Below are 22,741 nucleotides of genomic sequence, written 5' to 3' on the forward strand. Positions count from 1 at the left end.
GGTTCCAGATTTCAGGCGTCTACAGGCATAACGTGTCTGCAAGCGTCTAGCTTGCCCCATCTTTTGGGCATTGAGTTGACTAGGGAAGTTGCTATTGCATGTGGCGTGAAACCAAAATTCTGCTGATTGATGACGATAGCGTCCGCCGCCGCGACTTGGCGGTGATTTTAAATTTTCTCGGTGAAGAAAATTTACCCTGCGGTAGCCATGACTGGCAGCAGGCTGTCGGCTCTTTGTCATCAAGTCGTGAAGTGATCTGTGTCCTGATCGGGACAGTCAATGCTCCTGGCGCACTTCCGGGCTTGTTAAAGACACTCGCAACCTGGGATGAGTTCCTTCCGGTTTTGTTAATGGGTGATAATTCTTCCGTTGACTTGCCTGAAGACCAGCGTCGCCGAGTGCTTTCGACCCTTGAAATGCCGCCCAGCTACAGCAAGTTGCTCGATTCGCTGCACCGTGCCCAGGTCTATCGCGAGATGTATGACCAGGCCCGCGAGCGCGGTCGACATCGCGAACCCAACCTTTTCCGCAGTCTTGTCGGCACCAGCCGGGCGATTCAACACGTCCGTCAGATGATGCAGCAAGTGGCCGATACCGACGCCAGCGTACTGATCCTTGGTGAGTCGGGTACCGGCAAGGAAGTGGTCGCGCGCAACCTGCACTATCACTCCAAGCGTCGCGACGCGCCGTTCGTTCCGGTCAACTGCGGGGCGATCCCGGCCGAGTTGCTGGAAAGTGAACTGTTTGGTCATGAGAAGGGCGCCTTCACCGGGGCTATCACCAGCCGCGCCGGGCGTTTCGAATTGGCCAACGGCGGCACCCTGTTCCTCGACGAAATCGGCGACATGCCGCTGCCGATGCAGGTCAAGCTGCTGCGCGTGTTGCAAGAGCGCACCTTCGAGCGCGTGGGCAGCAACAAGACCCAAAGCGTCGATGTGCGCATCATTGCGGCGACTCACAAGAATCTCGAAAGCATGATCGAGATCGGCACCTTCCGCGAAGACTTGTACTACCGCCTGAACGTGTTCCCGATCGAGATGGCGCCGCTGCGCGAACGTGTCGAGGACATCCCGTTGCTGATGAACGAGTTGATCTCGCGCATGGAGCACGAGAAGCGCGGTTCGATCCGCTTCAACTCGGCGGCGATCATGTCGCTGTGCCGCCACGGCTGGCCGGGCAACGTCCGCGAACTCGCCAACCTGGTGGAGCGCATGGCGATCATGCATCCGTACGGGGTGATCGGCGTGGTCGAGTTGCCGAAGAAATTCCGCTACGTCGATGACGAAGACGAGCAACTGGTCGACAGCCTGCGCAGCGATCTGGAAGAGCGGGTGGCCATCAACGGCCATACCCCGGACTTCACCGCCAATGCGCTGCTGCCGCCGGAAGGCCTGGACCTGAAAGACTACCTCGGTGGTCTGGAACAAGGCCTCATTCAGCAGGCGCTGGATGATGCCAATGGCATCGTCGCGCGCGCCGCCGAACGCCTGCGAATTCGTCGCACGACGCTGGTGGAAAAAATGCGCAAGTACGGCATGAGCCGTCGCGATGGAGACGAACAGGCGGATGATTGACGCCTGTTTTCAGATCCTTCATTGATGGGCGGTTTTTTTCAGGTTCTTCACGAAATCCAGGAAGCAGGAACGCCGGTTTGTTAGATGTGTGTTTGCTCGCGCGAACATCATCAATCAAATCGGCGTTCTTGTTTCTGTGTTTCCCGATTTCGGTGAAGATCCAAAAAAAAAGGCCAGCGCGGAACGCTGGCCTCTTGTTCAATCCGTCAGCCAGGCGTTTCGCCATGCCAACAGGTGTTCGTCCCTGAGCATCCAGTTATCGAGTACCACGCTGCGCAGGGCATCTCCGGCGTTGGCGTTGGCGACGGGTTCGGCGAGATGTTCGCGAATAGCGGCAATCCAGTCTTTCGGCTTGTTCCTGACCCTCGTCACCGGGAAGTCACCGCGATAACAGAGGATGTCCGAGCAGATCACCGGGAAGCCACAGGCGCCGTATTCAAGTAGCCGCAAATTGCTTTTGCAGGCGTTGAAAATAGTGTCTTTCAGCGGTGCCAAAGCCAGGTCCAGGTTCAAGCCGGCCAGGCGTGCCGGGTATTTCTCGATATTCACACCCCCATGGAACTCGTGGACATAGGGACGCAGTTCCGGCGGGCACATGCCCATAAACACCCATTCCACTTCCCCTGCCAGTTCACGAACCACTTCGGCAATGAGTTGCAAGTCATCGCCGTGGCCCGAGCCGCCTGCCCAGCCCACCCGAGGCTTGCGGCCTTGTTGGCGATGGCTGTTCAGGCCGCTCCACCACTGGCTCGGCAGGCGGTTTTCTACCACGCGAATGTCGGCGTTGAAACCTTTCAGTGCATTGGCCAGCGGCTGCGTCGACACCACCAGCCGATCGCACAGACCCACGGCTTTCTTCAAGCGCCTGGCAATATCTTTGGGAGGCAGATCGCGGCTTGAGTTGCCGGTGGGCATGTCGAGAATGTAGTCATCCAGCTCGTAAACCCTGAAGGCTTTGGAAAATGCCTTGGTGTTCTGCATGAATTCCAGCTGGGGCGTCGTGTATTGCCGCTGGAAAATGATCGTGTCCGGCGTCAGGCGCTCCAACTCTACCGGTTGAAGCGCCCAATCGCTCACCGCGCCCTCGACCAGTCGCGCGGCTTTCATGGCAGCGAAAGGCTGGCGGACCCGATAATGTCCGCAGCCGGAAGAGTCGCCAGGGTAACAAAGTGCGTAAGGCACCCCGCGACTGGCGAACGGCTGCCAGCCGGCCTCGCTGCGCGATTCGGCGGCGAAGCCGCTACCTTCCAGGGTCAGGTTGCGGTTGTAGGCCGAGTCGTTGGCGAGCTGCGGCAGCCAACGCTGGTACATCACCGATTGTTCGCGCTTGAAGCGTTCGCGCTTGGCTTCCAGCCGGGTCGTGTCGACCTTGTTCTGGCTCACGTTGGATTCGTGCATGAGCACCGCATAAGGCGTCCAGACGATCAGTCGCCCGGCCTGGCCGACTTTCAGGCACAGATCTACGTCGTTGAAGCATACCTCCAGGCTGGTCTCGTCCATTCCGCCTACCTGACGGTACAGCTCGGTGCTTATCATCAGGCAGGCGGCGGTCACCGCGCTGTAATTCTGGTCAACCTGCAAACGGTGAAGGTAGCCGTTGGACTGCATTGGGTCGCCGAAGAACGGGTGGTCTGCGACGCCGCGCAAGCCGAGTACCACGCCTGCATGCTGGATAGTCCCGTCCGGGAATAACAATTTGGCACCGACTACCCCTACTTCCGGCCGCCGGGCGTGATGGAGCAATGCGCCAAGCCAGTCCCCGTCAATGACTGCGGTGTCATTGTTGAGCAGTACCAGGTAATCGCCGCGGGCCTGGCTCGCGGCAAAATTGTTGATTGCCGAATAGTTGAAAGGGTGCGGGTAACGCAGGATGCGCACCTTGGCGTCGTTCAAGCACTCCATACCCCCGAACCAGTCCCTGGCTTCGGCGGTTTCACTGTTGTTGTCGATGATGATCAGTTCGTAATTCGTATAGCGAGTTTTCTCCATGATGCTTTCGATGCAGCGGAGCAGCATCGGCAGGCAGTCCTTTGTGGGAATAAGGATGGACACCAACGGCTCCCCGGCGTGTTGGTAAACCACGCGGTTGATCATCGGCAAAGGTCCCGCGCGCAGTTCATGAGCCACGCCCAGGCGCTGCAAGTGCGCCTCGACGATGGCCGCGGCGTGCGCGATGACCTGGGGTTCGCCGAGCCACTGGCCGAAGTTTATGGCCTGGTGTACCAGCACATCGGAGAAGTGCCCGACGGTGCCCAGTCCATGAGCTTCAATCAGCCGATAAAGCAGGTCATGGGGCGCCAGTTCGGGGAAGGCGGGATCGAAGCCATTGGCATCCAGCGCGGCCTCGCGACTGAAGGCCAGGGCTCGTCCGACATACGGATAACTGCGCAACAGGTCCAGGTTCAGGTCCGGTTTGAATACCGGGTCCTGGCAGCCGGTTGCGGTCAGCGAGTCTTCATCGCTGTAACAAGCGCTGATGCCGGGGTTCAGGGCAATGCCTTCGGCGAGCAACAGCAGCGCGTGGGGATCGAGTTGGTCGCCGCCCCGCAGCAGGTACCACCAGTCGACCTCGATACCCTGCAGCAGCTCGTTGAGCTGGCTGGGCCAGGATTCGGCCAGCGGTAACCAGACCAGGTTATCGGCCGGCGTCACCCCGACCGGTTCGACATTGGACAACACCACGATGGCCGCCGCCCCATAGAGCTGGCGATCGATGCTTTCCAGGCTGGAGCGCAGCGACGCAATGTCACCGGTGGTATCGGTCAACACCAACAACACGTCCGGCTGTCGCGGCCAGCTCGCCAGTCGTGCCGGCAAACTCTCGAACTCGGCGGCAGCCAGTTGCCGGGTGTCCAGCCAGCGCTGATACAGGTCAATATTGCGCTGCTGTTGGCCGGCATTCGCCAGCACGCCAAAAAAGCGTTCCAGGGCGTGTGCCAGAGTGCCTTCAAGCTGGTCGCGTTCTGTTTCGAAATCTTTGCCTGTCAGGTTCATCCGTTCCAGGGGAGCCAGCGCTTCGGTGCGCACAAAAAACATTGTGCCGGCAAAAAAATGCGCATCGGCGATGATTCGAGGGTCAAATCCAGCACGCTCGGACAGGGTGATCAGGTGTGTGCGGGTGCTTTCATCAAGGTTTCTGGTGACCGGCAGCCAGTATTTCTCGGTGCCGAGCAGTGGATTGCGCGCCGGATCGGCAAGGTGTTCTACCGATTGGCGGAAGCGTACGGGGTTTAGCAGGTCATCGAAAAGGTCATTGGCCGAGGCGTTCGCCGCGTCCGGGCGCTGGGTATGCAGCTTGACCAGTGCGTGAATGTTATCGGCACGTAAAAACGGCAGTACCTGCAGGAATGGCAGAATATCCCTCCCGTGGTTGGGCACCCGATACAGCGAATAACTCAGCCCGCTGGCGGCCAGCTGGGCGCGTACCGTGTCGTCACGCCCGGACACGCAGGTTACGTAGAGGTGCAGGCGCTCATGCAGGTCAATCAAGCGGACCAAAATGTCTCGCAGCACTTCGGGGTGGTACGCGTGGATGACCACGCCGACTGGCGGCTCGCCGTCTTCGAAAGCTGGCTGCTGCGCGACCAGCACTTCGCACTCCTTGACGAACGGGTCTGCGTTGCCGTGTGTGTTGACGGGCAGGGTTTCAGAAGCCAGGTAAGCACCTTGGGCTGAGGGGGTATTTGTCATGTTCACACCAAATTGAAGAGGGGGCGGAAATCGACTTCGGCGTGGTGCAGCACATTGAACAACAGCACGTAAAAATGCCTCGGCACACAACCGTCAATGAAATGTTGTTCCTTACTTATCCAAGGGGGGCTAGCAGGAAGCGTTCCAACTTCGAGCACCGACGCCAGTGGTGGGCTGGCGGGTGATTGCACCGGGATAGCGAGTTCTTTTTCATGAAGATCAAGAGCGTCTTTCCCGTCAAGCCATGAAGAATCTTTTTAGGCACGGGTATTGCTACATCCCTCGCAACGTTCCGTTTAACTGACGGTCAGCCAAGCGAGAGAGCACGATGCCCCCAGCCGCCCAGATGTCTCCTGTCCCTGATGGTTCGGGGCAACCGTCGTCCGTAGAGCAGGCAAGCCGGCTTGGCCTTGAGCAGGCGTTCTCGCTGTTCAACCAGATGTCGAGCCAGTTGACCGATTCCTACAGCATGCTTGAAGCCCGGGTCACCGAGCTCAAGGGCGAGCTGGCGGTGGTCAGTGCTCAGCGCATGCAAGAGCTGGCGGAAAAAGAACGCCTGGCCAACCGTCTGCAAAACCTCCTTGATCTGTTGCCTGGCGGCGTCATCGTCATCGATGCCCAAGGCATCGTGCGCGAAGCCAACCCGGCGGCCTGCGAGTTGCTCGGTCTGCCCCTCGAAGGCGAACTCTGGCGCCATGTCATTGCCCGCTGCTTTGCACCCAGGGAAGACGACGGTCACGAAATCTCCCTCAAGGACGGTCGGCGTCTGTCGATAGCCACTCGCTCGCTCGATGCCGAGCCTGGGCAGTTGGTGTTGCTCAATGACCTGACTGAAACCCGTCATCTGCAAGATCAACTGGCTCGTCACGAACGCCTGTCGTCCCTCGGTCGTATGGTCGCTTCGTTGGCCCATCAAATTCGTACACCGCTGTCCGCTGCCTTGCTCTACGCCAGTCATTTGACTGAGCAGGAATTGCCGGTCGCCACGCAACAGCGTTTCGCCGGGCGCCTGAAAGAGCGTTTGCATGAGCTGGAACATCAGGTCCGCGACATGTTGGTGTTCGCTCGCGGCGAGCTGCCGTTGACTGACCGTGTCACGCCCAAGCAGCTGATGCAGTCGCTGCAATCGGCGGCGCTGACCCATGTTCAGGACCTGCCGATTCGCTGGCAGTGCGACAGTCATGCCGGCGAATTACTGTGCAACCGTGACACCCTGGTCGGCGCGATTCTCAATCTGATCGAGAACGCGATTCAGGCCAGTGCTGGCGATGTCCGATTGAAGGTGCATTTCTACGCCCGTGAAAACAACCTGCACGTGTGTGTCAGTGACAGCGGCAGCGGCATCGACAGCAAAGTGCTCGCCCGCCTGGGCGAGCCGTTTTTCACCACTAAAACCACCGGGACCGGCCTGGGCCTGACCGTGGTCAAGGCAGTGGCCCGTGCGCATCAGGGAGAATTGCAGCTGCGCTCGCGGCCGGGTCGCGGCACGTGTGCGCAGGTCATCCTGCCGCTTTTTTCCGGTGAACAGCCCAACGCTCAGGGAGCGGTGTGAAGGACATGGCAATCAAGGTTCTGCTGGTCGAGGACGACCGCGCGCTACGCGAAGCACTGGCCGATACGCTGCTGCTCGCGGGGCACGATTACACCGCGGTCGGTTCGGCGGAAGAAGCGCTCGCGACGGTCGGCAATGAGGCGTTCAGCTTGGTGATCAGCGACGTCAACATGCCGGGCATGGACGGCCATCAACTGCTCGCTTTGCTGCGGGCGCGCCAGCCGCAATTGCCGGTGTTGCTGATGACTGCACACGGCGCCGTCGAGCGGGCCGTCGATGCGATGCGCCAGGGCGCGGCGGATTACCTGGTCAAGCCGTTCGAGCCTAAAGCCTTGCTCGATTTGGTGGCGCGGCACGCACTGGGCGCGCTCGGGGCGACCGAGAGCGAAGGGCCGATCGCCTTCGAGCCGGCCAGCGTGCAATTGCTGGAACTGGCCGCGCGGGTCGCGCGCAGCGATTCGACGGTGTTGATCTCCGGCGAGTCCGGTACCGGTAAGGAAGTCCTGGCGCGCTACATCCATCAGCACTCCCATCGCGCCAGTCAGCCGTTCATTGCGATCAACTGCGCGGCGATCCCCGACAACATGCTCGAAGCCACCTTGTTCGGTCACGAAAAAGGTTCGTTCACCGGCGCCATCGCGGCGCAGGCCGGCAAGTTCGAGCAGGCCGATGGCGGAACCATCCTGCTCGACGAAATTTCTGAAATGCCTCTTGGGCTTCAGGCCAAGTTGCTGCGTGTGTTGCAGGAGCGCGAAGTTGAACGGGTCGGCGCGCGCAAGCCGATCACCCTGGACATTCGGGTCGTGGCGACCACCAACCGTGATCTGTCCGGTGAAGTGGCGGCGGGGCGGTTTCGTGAAGACCTCTTCTACCGGTTGTCGGTGTTTCCGCTGGCCTGGCGTCCGTTGCGCGAGCGCACCGCCGACATCCTGCCGCTGGCCGAGCGCCTGTTGGCCAAACACGTCAATAAAATGAAACATGCCGCGGCGAAGCTGTCGCCCGAGGCGCAGGCGTGCCTGATCGGTTATCCATGGCCGGGCAACGTGCGTGAGCTGGACAACGCGATCCAGCGCGCCTTGATTTTGCAGCAGGGTGGTTTGATCCAGCCTCAGGATTTCTGCCTGTCCGGGCCGGTGGCCTGTGCGCCGCTGCCGGCCTTGGCGCCGGCGCGTGCCGTGGAGGTCGAGGCTGAATCGGCCGGCGCTTTGGGTGATGACCTGCGCCGCCGTGAATTCCAGATGATCATCGACACCTTGCGCACCGAACGCGGCCGTCGCAAAGAAGCCGCCGAGCGATTGGGTATCAGCCCGCGCACCTTGCGCTACAAGCTGGCGCAGATGCGCGACGCCGGAATGGATGTGGAGGCCTACCTGTTCGCCACTTGATTCGATTTTTGTAGCAGCTGGCGAAGCCTGCGTCCGGCTGCGTAGCAGTCGTAAAGTTTGAACGCTCGGTCTTACAGAAAATCCGCGTTGACTGATTTCACGACTGCTTCGCAGCTGAACGCAGCCTCGCGCTGCTCGGCAGCTGCTACAGGTTGCGTTACAGCTTGAAAGATTGGAATGAGGGCTAAGGAAGGGCTTTTGTTCAGAGTGGCCACGGAGCTGGCACCCTTGTTGCTAACACCTCACTACCCGCCGAGTGAGTGTCAAAAAATTGCGGGTCGCCAACGAGAGTAGACCATGAGCCAAGGTATTGAATTTAATCGGTTGATGCTGGACATGCGTTCCATGCAAATGGATGCCATGTCTGCGCCTAAATCGACTGCCGCAGTCCCTGAACTGGGTGGCAGCAGCTTTTCCGACATGCTCGGTCAGGCCGTCAATAAAGTGAACGACACTCAGCAGGCGTCCAGTCAGTTGGCCAGTGCCTTCGAGATTGGCAAAAGTGGTGTCGACCTGACGGATGTAATGATTTCCTCGCAGAAGGCCAGCGTGTCTTTTCAGGCGTTGACCCAAGTGCGCAACAAGCTGGTTCAGGCATACCAAGACATCATGCAGATGCCGGTTTAAGGACGAATTGAGTCATGGCAGAAGCAGTCGCCGATAATGTTCCGGCCAAGGCCACTCCGATAGACGGCAAACCGCCGCTGTTCGGATTGTCCTTCCTGGAAAACCTCTCCGAGATGACCATGTTGCGTCAGGTAGGCCTGTTGGTCGGCCTGGCTGCGAGCGTGGCGATTGGTTTTGCCGTGGTGCTGTGGTCTCAGCAGCCTGACTACCGGCCTCTGTACGGCAGCCTTGCCGGTATGGACGCCAAGCAGGTCATGGAAACCCTGGCCGCCGCCGATATTCCCTACAACGTGGAACCCAACTCCGGTGCCTTGCTGGTCAAGGCCGATGATCTGTCCCGTGCGCGGCTAAAGCTGGCGGGCGCTGGTGTCACTCCCAGTGATGGCAACATCGGTTTTGAAATCCTCGACAAGGACCAGGGCCTGGGGACCAGTCAGTTCATGGAAGCGACCCGTTATCGTCGCGGCCTCGAAGGCGAACTGGCTCGCACCATTTCCAGCCTGAACAACGTCAAGGGTGCCCGCGTGCACCTGGCGATTCCGAAAAGTTCGGTGTTCGTGCGTGACGAACGCAAGCCAAGCGCTTCGGTTCTGGTTGAACTGTATTCCGGCCGCTCGCTGGAACCGGGTCAGGTGGTGGCGATCATCAACCTGGTCGCGACCAGCGTTCCCGAGCTCAGCAAATCCCAGATCACCGTGGTCGACCAGAAGGGCAACCTGCTGTCGGATCAGGCGGAAAATTCCGAACTGACCATGGCCGGCAAGCAATTCGATTACAGCCGTCGCATGGAAACCATGCTGACCCAGCGCGTACACAACATCCTGCAACCGGTGCTGGGCAACGACCGCTATAAAGCCGAAGTGTCGGCTGACGTGGACTTCAGTGCCGTCGAGTCGACCTCCGAGCAGTTCAACCCGGATCAACCGGCGTTGCGCAGCGAGCAGTCGGTCAACGAGCAACGCACCGCCAGCAATGGCCCGCAAGGTGTGCCGGGTGCCTTGAGCAACCAGCCGCCATCGCCAGCCTCCGCGCCGCAAACCACCGGTGGCAGCACCGCGGCGGCCGGCATGGTTCAGCCAGGCCAGCCGTTGATCGATGCCAACGGTCAGCAAATCATGGACCCGGCCACCGGTCAGCCGATGCTGGCGCCATACCCGGCGGACAAGCGTCAACAATCCACCAAAAACTTCGAACTCGACCGTTCCATCAGCCACACCAAGCAACAGCAGGGCCGTTTGAATCGCCTGTCGGTGTCGGTAGTGGTGGACGATCAAGTCAAGGTTAACGCAGCCAACGGCGAAACCACTCGTGCGCCGTGGAGCGCCGATGAATTGGCGCGCTTCACTCGCCTGGTGCAGGACGCCGTCGGTTTCGACGCCAGCCGTGGTGACAGCGTCAGCGTGATCAACATGCCGTTCTCCGCCGAGCGCGGTGAAGTGATTGCTGATATTCCGTTCTATTCCCAGCCGTGGTTCTGGGACATCGTCAAGCAAGTGCTGGGTGTCTTGTTCATCCTGGTGCTGGTGTTCGGTGTGCTGCGTCCGGTGCTCAACAACATCACCGGTGGCGGCAAAGGCAAGCAGCTGGCCGGCATCGGCAGCGACGTGGAACTCGGTGGCATGGGCGGCCTGGACGGCGAACTGGCCAACGACCGCGTCAGCCTCGGTGGCCCGCAAAGCATCCTGCTGCCGAGCCCGAGCGAAGGCTATGACGCACAGTTGAATGCAATCAAGAGTCTGGTGGCAGAAGATCCGGGTCGCGTGGCCCAGGTCGTGAAAGAGTGGATTAACGCAGATGAGTGATAACCGAGCCGTTGCCGCCAAACTGACAAAGGTCGACAAAGCCGCGATTCTGCTGCTGTCCCTGGGTTCGACCGATGCTGCCCAGGTGTTGCGCCACATGGGGCCTAAAGAGGTCCAGCGTGTGGGTGTGGCGATGGCCCAGATGGGCAATGTGCACCGCGAGCAGGTCGAGCAGGTCATGAGCGAGTTCGTCGACATCGTCGGCGACCAGACCAGCCTGGGCGTCGGCTCCGATGACTACGTGCGTAAAATGCTCACCCAGGCACTGGGCGAAGACAAGGCCAACGGCCTGATCGATCGCATCCTGCTGGGCGGCAACACCAGCGGCCTCGACAGCCTGAAGTGGATGGAACCGCGCGCCGTCGCCGACGTGATCCGTTACGAGCACCCGCAGATCCAGGCGATCGTGGTGGCGTACCTCGACCCGGATCAGGCCGGTGAAGTGCTCGGCAACTTCGACCACAAAGTGCGTCTGGACATTATTCTGCGGGTCTCCTCGCTGAACACCGTGCAGCCGGCGGCCCTGAAAGAACTCAACCAGATTCTCGAGAAGCAGTTCTCCGGCAACTCGAATGCCTCGCGCACCACCCTGGGTGGTATCAAGCGTGCGGCCGATATCATGAACTTCCTCGACAGCTCGATCGAAGGTCAGTTGATGGACTCGATTCGCGAAGTCGACGAAGACCTGTCCGGTCAGATCGAAGACCTCATGTTCGTGTTCAACAACCTGTCCGATGTCGACGACCGCGGAATCCAGGCGTTGCTGCGCGAAGTGTCCTCCGACGTGCTGGTACTGGCCCTCAAGGGTTCGGACGAAGGCGTCAAGGAAAAGATCTTCAAGAACATGTCCAAACGAGCGGCCGAACTGTTGCGCGACGACCTCGAGGCCAAAGGCCCGGTGCGTGTCAGCGACGTGGAAACCGCGCAGAAAGAAATCCTCACCATTGCCCGCCGTATGGCCGAAGCCGGAGAAATCGTTCTCGGCGGGAAGGGCGGCGAAGAGATGATCTAAGGTCACTATGTCGTCCAAACATGATGAGTCCCAGACCGACCTGATCCGAGGCAAGGCAGTCGCCGGCTTCGACGTCTGGGCGTTGCCCAGCTTCGATCCTTTTGTACCGGAACCCGAGCCGGAGCCGGAGCCCGAACCGCCGGAAATGGAAGAAGTGCCGCTGGATGAAGTCCAGCCACTGACCCTCGAAGAACTCGAAAGCATCCGTCAGGAGGCTTACAACGAAGGCTTCGCCATCGGCGAGAAAGAAGGTTTCCACAGCACCACGCTCAAGGTCCGACAGGAAGCCGAGGCCGTTCTGGCGCCGAAGGTCGCTGGCCTGGAACAGCTGATGGCCAACCTGTTCGAGCCCATCGCCGAGCAGGACACCCAGATCGAAAAGTCCCTGGTCGACCTCGTGCAGCACATCACCAAACAGGTGATTCAGCGCGAGCTGGCCATCGACTCGACGCAAATCGAACACGTCATGCGCGAAGCCCTCAAGCTTTTGCCGTTGGGCGTGGGCAATGTGCGGCTGTACATCAATCCGCAGGATTTCGAACAGGTCAAAGCCCTGCGCGAGCGCCATGAAGAAACCTGGCGCATCGTCGAAGACGAGTCCCTGCTGCCCGGCGGTTGCCGGGTCGAGACCGAACACAGTCGCATCGACGCCACCGTAGAAACCCGCGTTGCCCAGGTCATGGCCAAGCTGTTCGATCAGTTGCATGACCAGGCTTTGCACCCGGCCGCGCCGGATTTGAGCCTGGAACTGCCGGTCGACGAGAAGCCCGCGGTCGAGCCGGCCCTGGACGCACCCGATGCGCCTTGATCGCACCAGCTTCGCCAAGCGCCTCGGTAGCTATGCCGAAGTCACCACGCTGGCTGGGGCGCCGATCCTCGAAGGCCGCCTGCTGCGGATGGTCGGCCTGACCCTCGAAGCCGAAGGATTGCGCGCCGCCATGGGCAGCCGCTGCATGGTCATTAACGACGACAGTTATCACCCGGTGCAGGTCGAAGCCGAAGTCATGGGCTTCTCCGGCAGCAAGGTGTTCCTGATGCCGGTCGGCAGCGTCGCCGGCATTGCGCCCGGTGCCCGCGTAGTTCCTATGGCAGACACTGGCCGCTTGCCGATGGGCATGAGCATGCTCGGGCGGGTGCTCGACGGCGCCGGCCGTGCGCTGGACGGCAAGGGCGGCATGAAAGCCGAAGACTGGGTGCCAATGGACGGCCCGACCATCAACCCGCTCAAGCGCGAACCAATCAGCGAGCCGCTGGACGTGGGCATCCGCACCATCAACGGTTTGTTGACGGTCGGTCGCGGCCAGCGGCTCGGGCTGTTCGCCGGTACCGGCGTCGGTAAATCCGTGCTGCTGGGCATGATGACCCGCTTTACCGAGGCCGACATTATCGTCGTCGGGCTGATCGGGGAGCGGGGTCGTGAAGTCAAAGAATTCATCGAGCACATCCTCGGTGAAGAAGGGCTCAAGCGTTCCGTGGTCGTCGCCTCGCCTGCGGACGATGCGCCGCTGATGCGTCTGCGCGCCGCCATGTACTGCACGCGCATCGCCGAATATTTCCGCGACAAGGGCAAGAATGTCCTGTTGCTGATGGATTCGCTGACCCGTTTCGCCCAGGCCCAGCGGGAAATCGCCCTGGCCATCGGCGAACCGCCGGCGACCAAGGGGTATCCGCCGTCGGTGTTCGCCAAGTTGCCGAAACTGGTGGAGCGGGCCGGTAACGCCGAGAAGGGCGGCGGTTCGATCACCGCGTTCTACACCGTATTGTCCGAAGGCGATGACCAGCAGGACCCGATCGCCGACTCGGCGCGAGGCGTGCTCGACGGGCACATCGTGCTGTCCCGGCGCCTGGCCGAAGAAGGTCATTACCCGGCCATCGACATCGAAGCCTCCATCAGCCGGGTCATGCCGTCGGTGGTCAGCCCCGAGCACATGGCGCGCGCGCAGATGTTCAAGCAGTACTGGTCGCGTTATCAGCAGAGCCGCGACTTGATCAGCGTGGGTGCCTACGTGCCGGGCGGTGATCGAGAAACCGACATCGCGATTTCCCTGCAACCGGCCATGACCACTTATCTGCGTCAGGGTTTGAACGACAACATCGGCATGGGCGCCAGTGAACACCATCTCGCCACCATCTTCGCCCCGGCAGCGGGCGGCTAACCGGCCATGGCCCAGAGCCGCGCGGCACGCCTGGCACCCGTGGTGGAAATGGCCGAAAAGGCCGAAAAAACCGCGGTCATGCGCCTCGGGCACTTTCAGGGTCAGGTTCGTGTGGCGGAAAGCAAACTCGCCGACCTCGAAAACTTCCGCCTCGAATACCAGGAACAATGGATTGTGCGCGGCAGCTCGGGCGTTTCCGGGCAGTGGTTGCTCGGCTATCAGGGCTTCCTTGCGCAACTGGGCACGGCCATCGATCAGCAGCGTCAGAGCCTGAACTGGCACCAGAACAACCTGAACAAGGCGCGCGAGTCCTGGCAGCAGGCGTTTGCCCGGGTTGAAGGACTGCGAAAACTTGTACAGCGCTACATGGACGAGGCGCGGAAGCTGGAAGACAAGCGCGAGCAGAAACTGCTGGATGAGTTGTCCCAGCGATTGCCGCGGCATGATCCGTATTGAGTCAGTCGACTTGCCCGCGAAGGCGATTTCACAGGCTGTACAACTTTCCCCGCCTTGCCCCCATCTCCGCCAAGTGCTAAACCTTGTACACGTACGTTCCCCCATGACAAGGAAGCCGTTAAAAATGTCAGTCGTTACAGAAATCTCCCAGGATGGGCAAAAACTGACGATATCGATCAAGGGACGATTCGATTTCGCCAAGCATCAGGAGTTTCGTGAATCCTACGAAAACCTTGAGCCAAAACCGGACTCGTTCGAGGTGGATTTGAAGGATGCCACCTACCTCGACAGTTCCGCGCTCGGCATGCTCCTGCTGTTGCGTGATCACGCCGGCGGCGAGAATGCCGAAATCACGTTGACCAACGCCAACGCCGATGTGCGCAAGATACTCGCCATCTCCAACTTCGAACAAATCTTCGACGTTGCATGACCGCCATGCAGCCGGTCGAACCGCTGACGATCCTCATCGCCGAAGACAGCGCGGCCGATCGAATGCTGCTGTCGAGCATCGTCCGTCGCCAGGGTCACCAGGTGCTGACAGCCGCTAACGGTGCCGAAGCGGTCGAGGCGTTTCGCGAGCAACGGCCGCACCTGGTGCTGATGGACGCCATGATGCCGGTGATGGACGGTTTCGAGGCGGCACGCCAGATCAAGGCGTTGGCCGGGGAAACCCTGGTGCCGATCATCTTCCTGACCTCGCTGACCGAAAGCGAAGCCTTGGCCCGATGCCTGGAGGCCGGTGGCGACGATTTTCTGGCAAAGCCCTACAACCAGGTAATTCTCGCCGCCAAGATCAAGGCCATGGACCGCTTGCGCCGGTTGCAGGCCACGGTGCTGCAGCAGCGTGACCTGATCGCCCGGCATCATGATTACTTGCTCAACGAGCAGCGGGTGGCCAAGGCCGTATTCGACAAGGTCGCGCATTCGGGCTGCCTGAGTGCGCCGAACATCCGCTACCTGCAATCCCCTTATGCGCTGTTCAACGGCGACCTGTTGCTGGCGGCGTTCACCCCGGCTGGCGACATGCACGTGCTGCTGGGGGATTTCACCGGTCATGGCTTGCCGGCCGCGGTGGGCGCCATGCCCCTGGCGGAAGTCTTCTACGGCATGACCGCCAAGGGCTACGGGCTGGCGGAAACCTTGCGTGAGATGAATGCCAAGCTCAAACGCATCCTGCCGGTGGACATGTTCTGCTGCGCCACCTTGCTGTGCCTGAGCTTTCAGCGGCGGTCGGTGGAAGTCTGGAACGGCGGAATGCCGGATGGTTACTTGCACAACATCGCCAGCGGAGAACGTACGCCGCTGCCGGCGCGGCACTTGCCGCTGGGTGTGCTGAGCCCGCAAACCTTCAATGACCGCACCGAAGTGTTTCCGATGGCCGTCGGCGATCGGGTATTCCTGCTGTCCGACGGGGTCATCGACACCTGCGATGCCAACGAGCAGTTGTTTGGCGTGGAGCGGTTGCAGCGGGTGTTTGCGGCCAATCGCCAGCCAGACGCACTGTTCGAGGAAATCGAGCAGGCGCTACGGGATTTCCGTGGCGAAGCCCGCGATGACGTGAGCATGGTCGAGGTCAGTCTGCTGGAGGCTGCGCAATTGATCCCGCCGGCGCCGGTGTACTCCGACAGCGGACAGTCCTGTCCGCTGGACTGGTCGGTAAGTTTCGAATTTCGTGCCGCGACCCTCAAACGTTTCAATCCGCTGCCGTACCTTTTGCAATTGCTGCTTGAGGTCCACGGCCTGCGGGCTCAGAGTGGCGCGCTCTACAGCGTGCTGGCAGAGCTTTATTCCAATGCCCTTGAGCACGGCGTGCTCGGTCTGGATTCCAGCCTCAAACGTGATGCTTCGGGGTTTGCACGCTATTATCAAGCGCGCAGTGAGCGGCTGGAGGCCTTGCAAGACGGCTATGTCCGGGTGCATTTGCAGGTCGTGCCGACCGGCAAGGGCGGCAGCCTGACTGTGCGGGTCGAAGACAGTGGCAAGGGCTTTGATGTGGCGCGGGTGATGGAGCGTCCCGTCGAGGGTGGCCGTCTGTCGGGACGCGGCGTCAGTCTGATCCGTCAGTTGAGCCGTAGCGCGAGCTGGTCTGACGATGGTCGAAGTGCTCGCGTGGAGTTTTTCTGGGAGGCTCTGGCATAATTCCCCCATTCTTGATCAAGGAGTGAGCAAGTGGACACACATCTGGACCGCGACGTGCTGAGCGCGTTGCAGGAAGTCATGGAGGATGAGTATCCAACGTTGCTGGATACCTTCATCGCCGACTCCGAAGAGCGATTGCTTCTGCTGCGCAAGGCTGAAGATTGCGACGAGTTGATGAACGCTGCCCATAGCTTCAAGGGCAGCAGCAGCAATATGGGCGCCATTCGCCTGGCTGAGCTTTGCAATGAGCTGGAGCAGCGCGCCAAGAAAAAAAGCCTTGCGGGTATTGAAGCGCTTGTTGGCGAAATCGACGGTGAATTTGCCATTGTCCGACCGCTGTATGAAGCGGAACGACAGCGCTCTTCGACTGAATAAAGCGACCGTCCGGCGCTTTTAGCAGCTGTCGAGCCAACCTGGCTCGACCTTTGCAGTCATCTCACTCAACTGTACCTACGATTCCAGTGCAGCGGAGACCGTTTTATGCCCGTTACCCCCAATTCGCTTCTTCAGGTCGCCGCGACGGCCAAGACTCAAGTCGCCCCCGCCAATACCCCGGCGCTGGGCTCTGAGCCAGGGGACAAGGCGTCCAGCTTCGCTGATGTTTACGCCAATCAAGCCCAGAACAAGCCTTCTGTGGTCGGTGATAAACCGGCTAAATCTGCTACTGACAATGCCCCGCAAAGCTCCGACAAACCGGATGTCAGCAGTGAAAAGCCTGCCGCCGCGGAACCGGCGGTTGCCGATAGCGGCAATTCCTTGCCCGCCGATAAACCGGCGCCGGCTGACGACGCCACTGCCAGCGCCGACGATAAGCCCGAGACCGCCGAAACGCCGGTGGCCGATGTGGCGCCTGGTGATCCGAGTCTCGACCCGGCCCTTGATCCTGCGTTGATGCAGGCAGTGCAGCCGTTGGTGACCGTGCCGGTGGTGCAAACCACTGCGCCGGTTGTCGCGAGTGCAGCGCCACAGGTTGAAGCACCGGTTACCGCCGCCGTCGTCGTGGCCGCGACCGCGCAAGCGGCGGCCACCACCGATAGCGATTTCGACCCCGAAGCTGATCCGCTCGACGCACTGCCAGCCGTGCGCATGGCCATGGAGCAGAGCGGTCACGTATCTGCCAGCAGCCAGTCCCAGCCAAAAGCCACGTCTGCCCAAAACCAGGCTGACGGTGAGCTGACGACGGCGCAGAACTTTGCCGCCGGTATGGCCAGCATGCTCGACGTGCAAGCCGACAAGGACAGCACCAGCCAGGGCGGCGAGAAAGCCTTCAGCGGTCTGATCGATGGCGGCCTCAAGGATTTGACGTCCGCCAGCAGTGATACCCGTGTCGATGACTTCGCCAACCGTCTGGCAGCACTGACCCAGGCGGCCACCCCGAAAACCGCCAATGCCTTGCCGGTGAACCAGCCGATCGCCATGCATCAGAGTGGCTGGACCGAGGAAGTGGTTAACCGCGTGATGTACCTCTCCAGCGCCAACCTCAAGGCGGCCGACATCCAGTTGCAACCGGCTGAGCTGGGGCGTCTCGATATCCGCGTGAACATGGTTCCGGACCAGCAGACCCAGGTCACCTTCATGAGCGCCCATCCAAGCGTTCGCGAAGCGCTGGACAGCCAGATACATCGTCTGCGTGACATGTTCACGCAGCAGGGCATGGGCCAGGTCGACGTCAACGTGTCCGACCAGTCTCGTGGCTGGCAGGGCCAAGGTCAGGGCCAGGATCAGGCTCAGCAGGGGCAGGACGGTCGGACCAGCGCTAATGGTGGTCGTCTGGATGCCATGGATGAAGAGGTCGCGCCAACCGTCGCCGAAGTGGCAGCCAACGCGACCAGCGTGATCGGCTCCAGCGCCGTCGACTACTACGCCTGATTAAACACAACACCCCCCTGTAGGAGCGAGCCTGCTCTCGAAAGCGGCGTAACAGTCAACACAGATGTTGAATGCTACGCCCTCATCGCGAGCAGGCTCACTCCCACATTGGTTTGTAGCGCTCCGACTAAACCCCTCCCTACACTTCTGGCATAACACTTGCTCTTGCCTTGCCGTGCGACTGTGAAAACCCGAATAGTGACGGATTATTGGCATGGCGAAGAGCGACGCAGTAGTAAAAGACCCCGCAACCAAAGGCAAGATCAAGCTGATCATTGTGATCGTGGTGGCCCTGCTGCTGGCGATCGGCATGTCCGTGGGGGCAACCTGGTTCTTCATGCACAGCGCCCAGAGCAAGCCTGCCGCCGCGGAATCCGCAGTGGTCGGCAAGCAGCCAGCGATTTTTGAGCCCATGGCCCCGGCCTTCGTGGCCAACTACAACGTGAGCGGTCGCCAGCGCTACATGCAGGTGAGCATCACCATGCAAGGTCGCAATCAGGCTGATCTGGAGGCGCTCAAAGTGCACATGCCGGTCATCCGCAATAACCTGGTCATGCTGTTCTCCGGCCAGGATTTTGCCACGCTTGCGACCCCGGTCGGCCAGGAGATGTTGCGTCAGAAGGCCACGGCCAGCGTCCAGGAAGTGGCGCAGAAAGAACTCGGCAAAGTGGTTATCGAACAGCTGCTTTTTACTAATTTCGTACTGCAGTAGGAACACGACATGGCCGTGCAGGACCTGCTGTCCCAGGATGAGATCGATGCGCTGTTGCATGGCGTCGACGATGGTCTGGTACAGACCGATAACGCTGCTGAACCCGGCAGCGTCAAAAGCTACGACCTGACCAGCCAGGATCGCATCGTCCGCGGACGCATGCCGACCCTGGAGATGATCAACGAGCGTTTCGCCCGCTACACCCGCATCAGCATGTTCAACATGCTGCGCCGCTCGGCGGACGTTGCCGTCGGTGGTGTGCAGGTGATGAAGTTCGGCGAATACGTGCACTCGTTGTACGTGCCGACCAGCCTCAACCTGGTCAAGATCAAGCCGTTGCGCGGCACCGCGCTGTTCATCCTCGACGCCAAACTGGTGTTCAAGCTGGTGGACAACTTCTTCGGCGGCGACGGCCGTCACGCCAAGATCGAGGGGCGTGAATTCACCCCTACCGAACTGCGCGTCGTGCGCATGGTGCTGGAGCAGGCCTTCGTCGATTTGAAGGAAGCCTGGCAGGCGATCATGGAAGTGAACTTCGAGTACATCAACTCGGAAGTGAACCCGGCCATGGCCAACATCGTCGGCCCGAGCGAAGCGGTTGTCGTGTCCACCTTCCATATCGAACTCGATGGCGGTGGCGGCGACCTGCACGTGACCATGCCGTACTCGATGATCGAGCCGGTGCGCGAAATGCTCGACGCCGGCTTCCAGTCGGACCTGGACGATCAGGACGAGCGTTGGGTCAACGCCCTGCGCCAGGACGTGCTCGATGTCGACGTGCCGATCGGTGCCACGGTTGCCCGTCGCCAGTTGCGCTTGCGCGACATCCTGCACATGCAGCCGGGGGACGTGATCCCGGTCGAGATGCCGGAAGAAATGATCATGCGCGCCAACGGCGTGCCGGCCTTCAAGGTCAAGATGGGCTCGCACAAAGGCAACCTCGCGTTGCAGGTTATCGAGCCGATCGAGCGCCGCTGATCGGCGCTCCAACCCCCTATTAATTGGCTGCTCTTGATTGAGCAGTTGCCCGCCGAGGACAAATGATGAACGACGATATGAACGCCCAGGACGACCAGGCACTGGCTGACGAATGGGCTGCCGCCCTGGAAGAAACCGGTGATGCCGGCCAGGACGATATCGATGCCTTGCTGGCTGCCGACGCCGCCAGCTCGCCGTCCAACCGTCTGCCGATGGAAGAGTTCGGCAGCGTGCCGAAGAACCACGATCCGGTCACTCTCGACGGTCCGAACCTCGACGTGATCCTCGACATCCCGGTGTCGATTTCCATGGAAGTGGGCAGCACCGACATCAACATCCGTAACCTGCTGCAACTCAACCAGGGTTCGGTGATCGAGCTGGATCGCCTGGCCGGTGAGCCGCTGGATGTGCTGGTCAACGGTACCCTGATCGCCCACGGTGAAGTGGTCGTGGTCAACGAGAAGTTCGGCATCCGCCTGACCGACGTGATCAGCCCAAGCGAACGTATCAAGAAGCTGCGCTAAGTGAAAAAGGTTCTGGGACTTCTGCTTGCGTTGCCGTTCAGTGTTCTGGCAGCCGAACCTGTGGTCACGGCGGCAACGGCCGCTGCTGCGCCGGCGGTCGGTAGCGGTGTGGCCGGGCAATTGACGCAGTTGGTGTTCGGCTTGCTGCTGGTGTTGGGGTTGATCTTCTTCCTCGCCTGGCTGTTGCGCCGGGTCCAGCAGGCCGGACCCGCCGGCAAAGGGCAGGTGATCGAGATTGTCGGTTCCCGTGCCTTGGGCCCTCGCGACCGTTTGATGCTGGTGCAGGTCGGCAACGAGCAGATCCTGCTGGGTCTGAGTCCCGGCACGATCACTGCGCTGCATGTGCTTAAAGAGCCGATTGAAGTGCCGACCACTGCCGATAAAGCGACTCCGGAGTTTGCCCAGCATCTGTTGAAGATACTCGGCAAGGATCAGAAGGATAAGAAGTAATGGGTGCGTTACGCATCGTCTTGACGCTGGCCCTGATGCTGGCCGCGCCGCTGGTGTTCGCCGCCGATCCGTTGTCGATCCCGGCGATTACCCTGGGCACCAACGCCGCCGGCGCTCAGGAATACTCGGTCAGCCTGCAAATCCTGCTGATCATGACCGCGCTGAGTTTCATCCCGGCGTTCGTCATGCTGATGACCAGCTTCACCCGGATCATCATCGTCTTCTCGATCCTGCGCCAGGCCCTGGGCCTGCAGCAGACGCCGTCGAACCAGATCCTCACTGGCATGGCGCTGTTCCTGACGCTGTTCATCATGGCGCCAGTGTTTGACCGGGTGAATCAGGACGCCTTGCAGCCGTATCTTGCGGAGAAACTCACCGCTCAGGATGCCGTGGCCAAGGCCCAGGTGCCGATCAAGGACTTCATGCTGGCGCAAACGCGCAGCAGCGATCTCGAGCTGTTCATGCGCCTTTCCAAGCGCACCGACATTGCCTCGCCGGATCAGGCTCCGCTGACCATTCTGGTGCCGGCCTTCGTGACGTCGGAGCTTAAAACCGCGTTCCAGATCGGCTTCATGATCTTCATTCCGTTCCTGATCATCGACCTGGTCGTGGCCAGTGTGCTGATGGCCATGGGGATGATGATGCTCTCGCCGCTGATCATTTCCCTGCCGTTCAAGATCATGCTGTTCGTACTGGTGGATGGCTGGGCGTTGATCATCGGCACCCTGGCGAGCAGCTTCGGCGGTGTGTCGCCATGACGCCGGAAGTAGCGGTAGACATCTTCCGCGAAGCGCTGTGGCTGACCACCATGATGGTCGCCGTGCTGGTGATTCCGAGTCTGCTGGTGGGTCTGCTAGTGGCGATGTTCCAGGCCGCCACGCAGATCAACGAACAGACCCTGAGCTTCCTGCCGCGCCTGCTGGTCATGCTGGTGACGCTGATCGTCGCCGGCCCGTGGATGGTGCAGACGTTCATGGAATACATCCTGCAGCTGTACGGCAGCATTCCTCAGGTCATCGGCTAAACCATGCAGTCGCTGCTGCAACTGACCGATACCCAGATCAGTACCTGGGTCGCGACGTTCATGTTGCCGCTGTTTCGCATCGGCGCATTGCTGATGGTCATGCCGGTGTTCGGAACGTCCTTGGTGCCCACGCGCGTGCGCCTGTACTTCGCCCTGGCGATCACCCTGGTGATTGCGCCGGGCCTGCCGCCGATGCCGCCGATCAATGCGCTGGATTTGAGTGCGCTGCTGCTGATTGCCGAGCAGATTCTCATCGGTGCGGTGCTGGGTTTTTCCTTGCAGTTGTTCTTCCAGGCGTTCGTGGTGGCGGGGCAGATCGTCTCCATTCAGATGGGCATGGGTTTCGCGTCGATGGTCGACCCTACCAACGGTGTCTCGGTGGCGGTGATCGGGCAGTTCTTCACCATGCTGGTGACGCTGTTGTTCCTGTCCATGAACGGTCATCTGGTGGTCTTCGAAGTCCTCACGGAAAGCTTTACCACCATGCCGGTCGGCAGTGGCTTGATGGTCAATCATTACTGGGAGATGGCCGGCAAGCTTGGCTGGGTTCTCGGTGCTGCGTTGTTGCTGGTACTGCCGGCAGTCACGGCGCTGCTGGTGGTCAACATTGCGTTCGGTGTGATGACCCGGGCCGCGCCGCAGTTGAACATCTTTTCCATCGGCTTCCCGCTGACCCTGGTGCTTGGGCTGTTCATCTTCTGGGTCGGTCTGGCGGACATCCTCAATCAGTATCAACCGCTGGCCTCCGAGGCCCTGCAGTTTTTACGCGAACTGGCACGGGCGCGCTGAGT

21 protein-coding genes are annotated in these 22,741 nt (G+C 60.6%); 20 read left to right on the plus strand and 1 reads right to left on the minus strand.

Annotated elements, in window-relative coordinates; all coding sequences use genetic code 11:
* The first annotated feature begins 98 nt into the window (after positions 1-98).
* Positions 99-1,574 (plus strand): sigma-54 dependent transcriptional regulator, encoded by a 1,476-nt coding sequence (locus ACA070_RS07860; RefSeq protein ID WP_131061623.1) that lies wholly within the window; start codon positions 99-101, stop codon positions 1,572-1,574.
* 198 nt (positions 1,575-1,772) lie between these two features.
* Here ACA070_RS07860 and ACA070_RS07865 read toward each other — a convergent pair whose 3' ends face one another.
* Positions 1,773-5,264, minus strand: coding sequence for a glycosyltransferase (locus ACA070_RS07865; RefSeq protein WP_497450691.1), 3,492 nt, complete (start codon positions 5,262-5,264; stop codon positions 1,773-1,775).
* A gap of 328 nt (positions 5,265-5,592) precedes the next feature.
* On the opposite strand from ACA070_RS07865, the gene ACA070_RS07870 reads away from it, so the two are divergent.
* The 19 genes from ACA070_RS07870 (at position 5,593) to fliR (ending at position 22,739) form a co-directional block, all read left to right on the plus strand.
* Entirely contained in the window at positions 5,593-6,816 is a 1,224-nt protein-coding gene (locus ACA070_RS07870) for a sensor histidine kinase (RefSeq protein WP_497450692.1), read from the plus strand.
* A gap of 5 nt (positions 6,817-6,821) precedes the next feature.
* Positions 6,822-8,201 carry a sigma-54-dependent transcriptional regulator gene (locus tag ACA070_RS07875; protein ID WP_497450693.1) on the plus strand — a complete coding sequence of 460 codons (1,380 nt, stop codon included), beginning with the start codon at positions 6,822-6,824 and terminating at the stop codon, positions 8,199-8,201.
* 297 nt (positions 8,202-8,498) lie between these two features.
* Positions 8,499-8,828 (plus strand): flagellar hook-basal body complex protein FliE, encoded by a 330-nt coding sequence (fliE, locus tag ACA070_RS07880; RefSeq protein ID WP_010456962.1) that lies wholly within the window; start codon positions 8,499-8,501, stop codon positions 8,826-8,828.
* Positions 8,829-8,842: 14 nt separating this feature from the next.
* On the plus strand, positions 8,843-10,630 hold the full coding sequence (gene fliF, locus ACA070_RS07885; protein WP_497450694.1) for a flagellar basal-body MS-ring/collar protein FliF: 1,788 nt from the start codon (positions 8,843-8,845) through the stop codon (positions 10,628-10,630).
* Entirely contained in the window at positions 10,623-11,642 is a 1,020-nt protein-coding gene (fliG, locus tag ACA070_RS07890) for a flagellar motor switch protein FliG (protein ID WP_007894195.1), read from the plus strand. The genes fliF and fliG overlap by 8 nt, the downstream gene beginning before the upstream one ends.
* A gap of 7 nt (positions 11,643-11,649) precedes the next feature.
* Positions 11,650-12,450, plus strand: a complete 801-nt coding sequence (gene fliH, locus ACA070_RS07895; RefSeq protein ID WP_497450695.1) for a flagellar assembly protein FliH — start codon at positions 11,650-11,652, stop codon at positions 12,448-12,450.
* Complete coding sequence (gene fliI / locus ACA070_RS07900; protein ID WP_497334550.1) at positions 12,440-13,798, plus strand: flagellar protein export ATPase FliI; 1,359 nt, start codon at positions 12,440-12,442, stop codon at positions 13,796-13,798. Before fliH ends, fliI begins: the two co-directional genes overlap by 11 nt.
* A gap of 6 nt (positions 13,799-13,804) precedes the next feature.
* Complete coding sequence (gene fliJ / locus ACA070_RS07905) at positions 13,805-14,254, plus strand: flagellar export protein FliJ (protein WP_109628585.1); 450 nt, start codon at positions 13,805-13,807, stop codon at positions 14,252-14,254.
* A 124-nt stretch (positions 14,255-14,378) separates the two neighbouring features.
* A complete protein-coding gene (locus ACA070_RS07910; RefSeq protein ID WP_497450696.1) occupies positions 14,379-14,684 on the plus strand; it encodes an STAS domain-containing protein in 306 nt (101 codons plus the stop codon).
* Positions 14,685-14,689: 5 nt separating this feature from the next.
* On the plus strand, positions 14,690-16,393 hold the full coding sequence (locus ACA070_RS07915) for an ATP-binding SpoIIE family protein phosphatase (protein WP_497451922.1): 1,704 nt from the start codon (positions 14,690-14,692) through the stop codon (positions 16,391-16,393).
* A gap of 78 nt (positions 16,394-16,471) precedes the next feature.
* Positions 16,472-16,768 (plus strand): Hpt domain-containing protein, encoded by a 297-nt coding sequence (locus tag ACA070_RS07920; protein ID WP_497451923.1) that lies wholly within the window; start codon positions 16,472-16,474, stop codon positions 16,766-16,768.
* Between the two features lie 105 nt (positions 16,769-16,873).
* Positions 16,874-18,262 carry a flagellar hook-length control protein FliK gene (locus ACA070_RS07925; RefSeq protein WP_497450697.1) on the plus strand — a complete coding sequence of 463 codons (1,389 nt, stop codon included), beginning with the start codon at positions 16,874-16,876 and terminating at the stop codon, positions 18,260-18,262.
* A gap of 214 nt (positions 18,263-18,476) precedes the next feature.
* Positions 18,477-18,974 (plus strand): flagellar basal body-associated protein FliL, encoded by a 498-nt coding sequence (gene fliL, locus ACA070_RS07930; RefSeq protein WP_461957801.1) that lies wholly within the window; start codon positions 18,477-18,479, stop codon positions 18,972-18,974.
* A 9-nt stretch (positions 18,975-18,983) separates the two neighbouring features.
* On the plus strand, positions 18,984-19,952 hold the full coding sequence (gene fliM / locus ACA070_RS07935; RefSeq protein WP_010456950.1) for a flagellar motor switch protein FliM: 969 nt from the start codon (positions 18,984-18,986) through the stop codon (positions 19,950-19,952).
* A 65-nt stretch (positions 19,953-20,017) separates the two neighbouring features.
* Positions 20,018-20,476: a flagellar motor switch protein FliN gene (gene fliN, locus ACA070_RS07940; protein ID WP_109628591.1), complete on the plus strand. Its 459-nt coding sequence runs from the start codon at positions 20,018-20,020 to the stop codon at positions 20,474-20,476.
* Complete coding sequence (gene fliO, locus ACA070_RS07945; protein WP_497450698.1) at positions 20,477-20,926, plus strand: flagellar biosynthetic protein FliO; 450 nt, start codon at positions 20,477-20,479, stop codon at positions 20,924-20,926.
* Complete coding sequence (fliP, locus tag ACA070_RS07950; RefSeq protein ID WP_497450699.1) at positions 20,926-21,684, plus strand: flagellar type III secretion system pore protein FliP; 759 nt, start codon at positions 20,926-20,928, stop codon at positions 21,682-21,684. The genes fliO and fliP overlap by 1 nt, the downstream gene beginning before the upstream one ends.
* The gene (gene fliQ / locus ACA070_RS07955; RefSeq protein ID WP_219095676.1) at positions 21,681-21,950 is read left to right on the plus strand and encodes a flagellar biosynthesis protein FliQ; all 270 of its coding nucleotides are present in this window, start codon (positions 21,681-21,683) and stop codon (positions 21,948-21,950) included. Before fliP ends, fliQ begins: the two co-directional genes overlap by 4 nt.
* Before the next feature lie 3 nt (positions 21,951-21,953).
* A complete protein-coding gene (fliR, locus tag ACA070_RS07960; protein WP_497450700.1) occupies positions 21,954-22,739 on the plus strand; it encodes a flagellar biosynthetic protein FliR in 786 nt (261 codons plus the stop codon).
* Positions 22,740-22,741 lie beyond the last annotated feature (2 nt).

The organism is Pseudomonas sp. LBUM1678 (assembly GCF_059695575.1).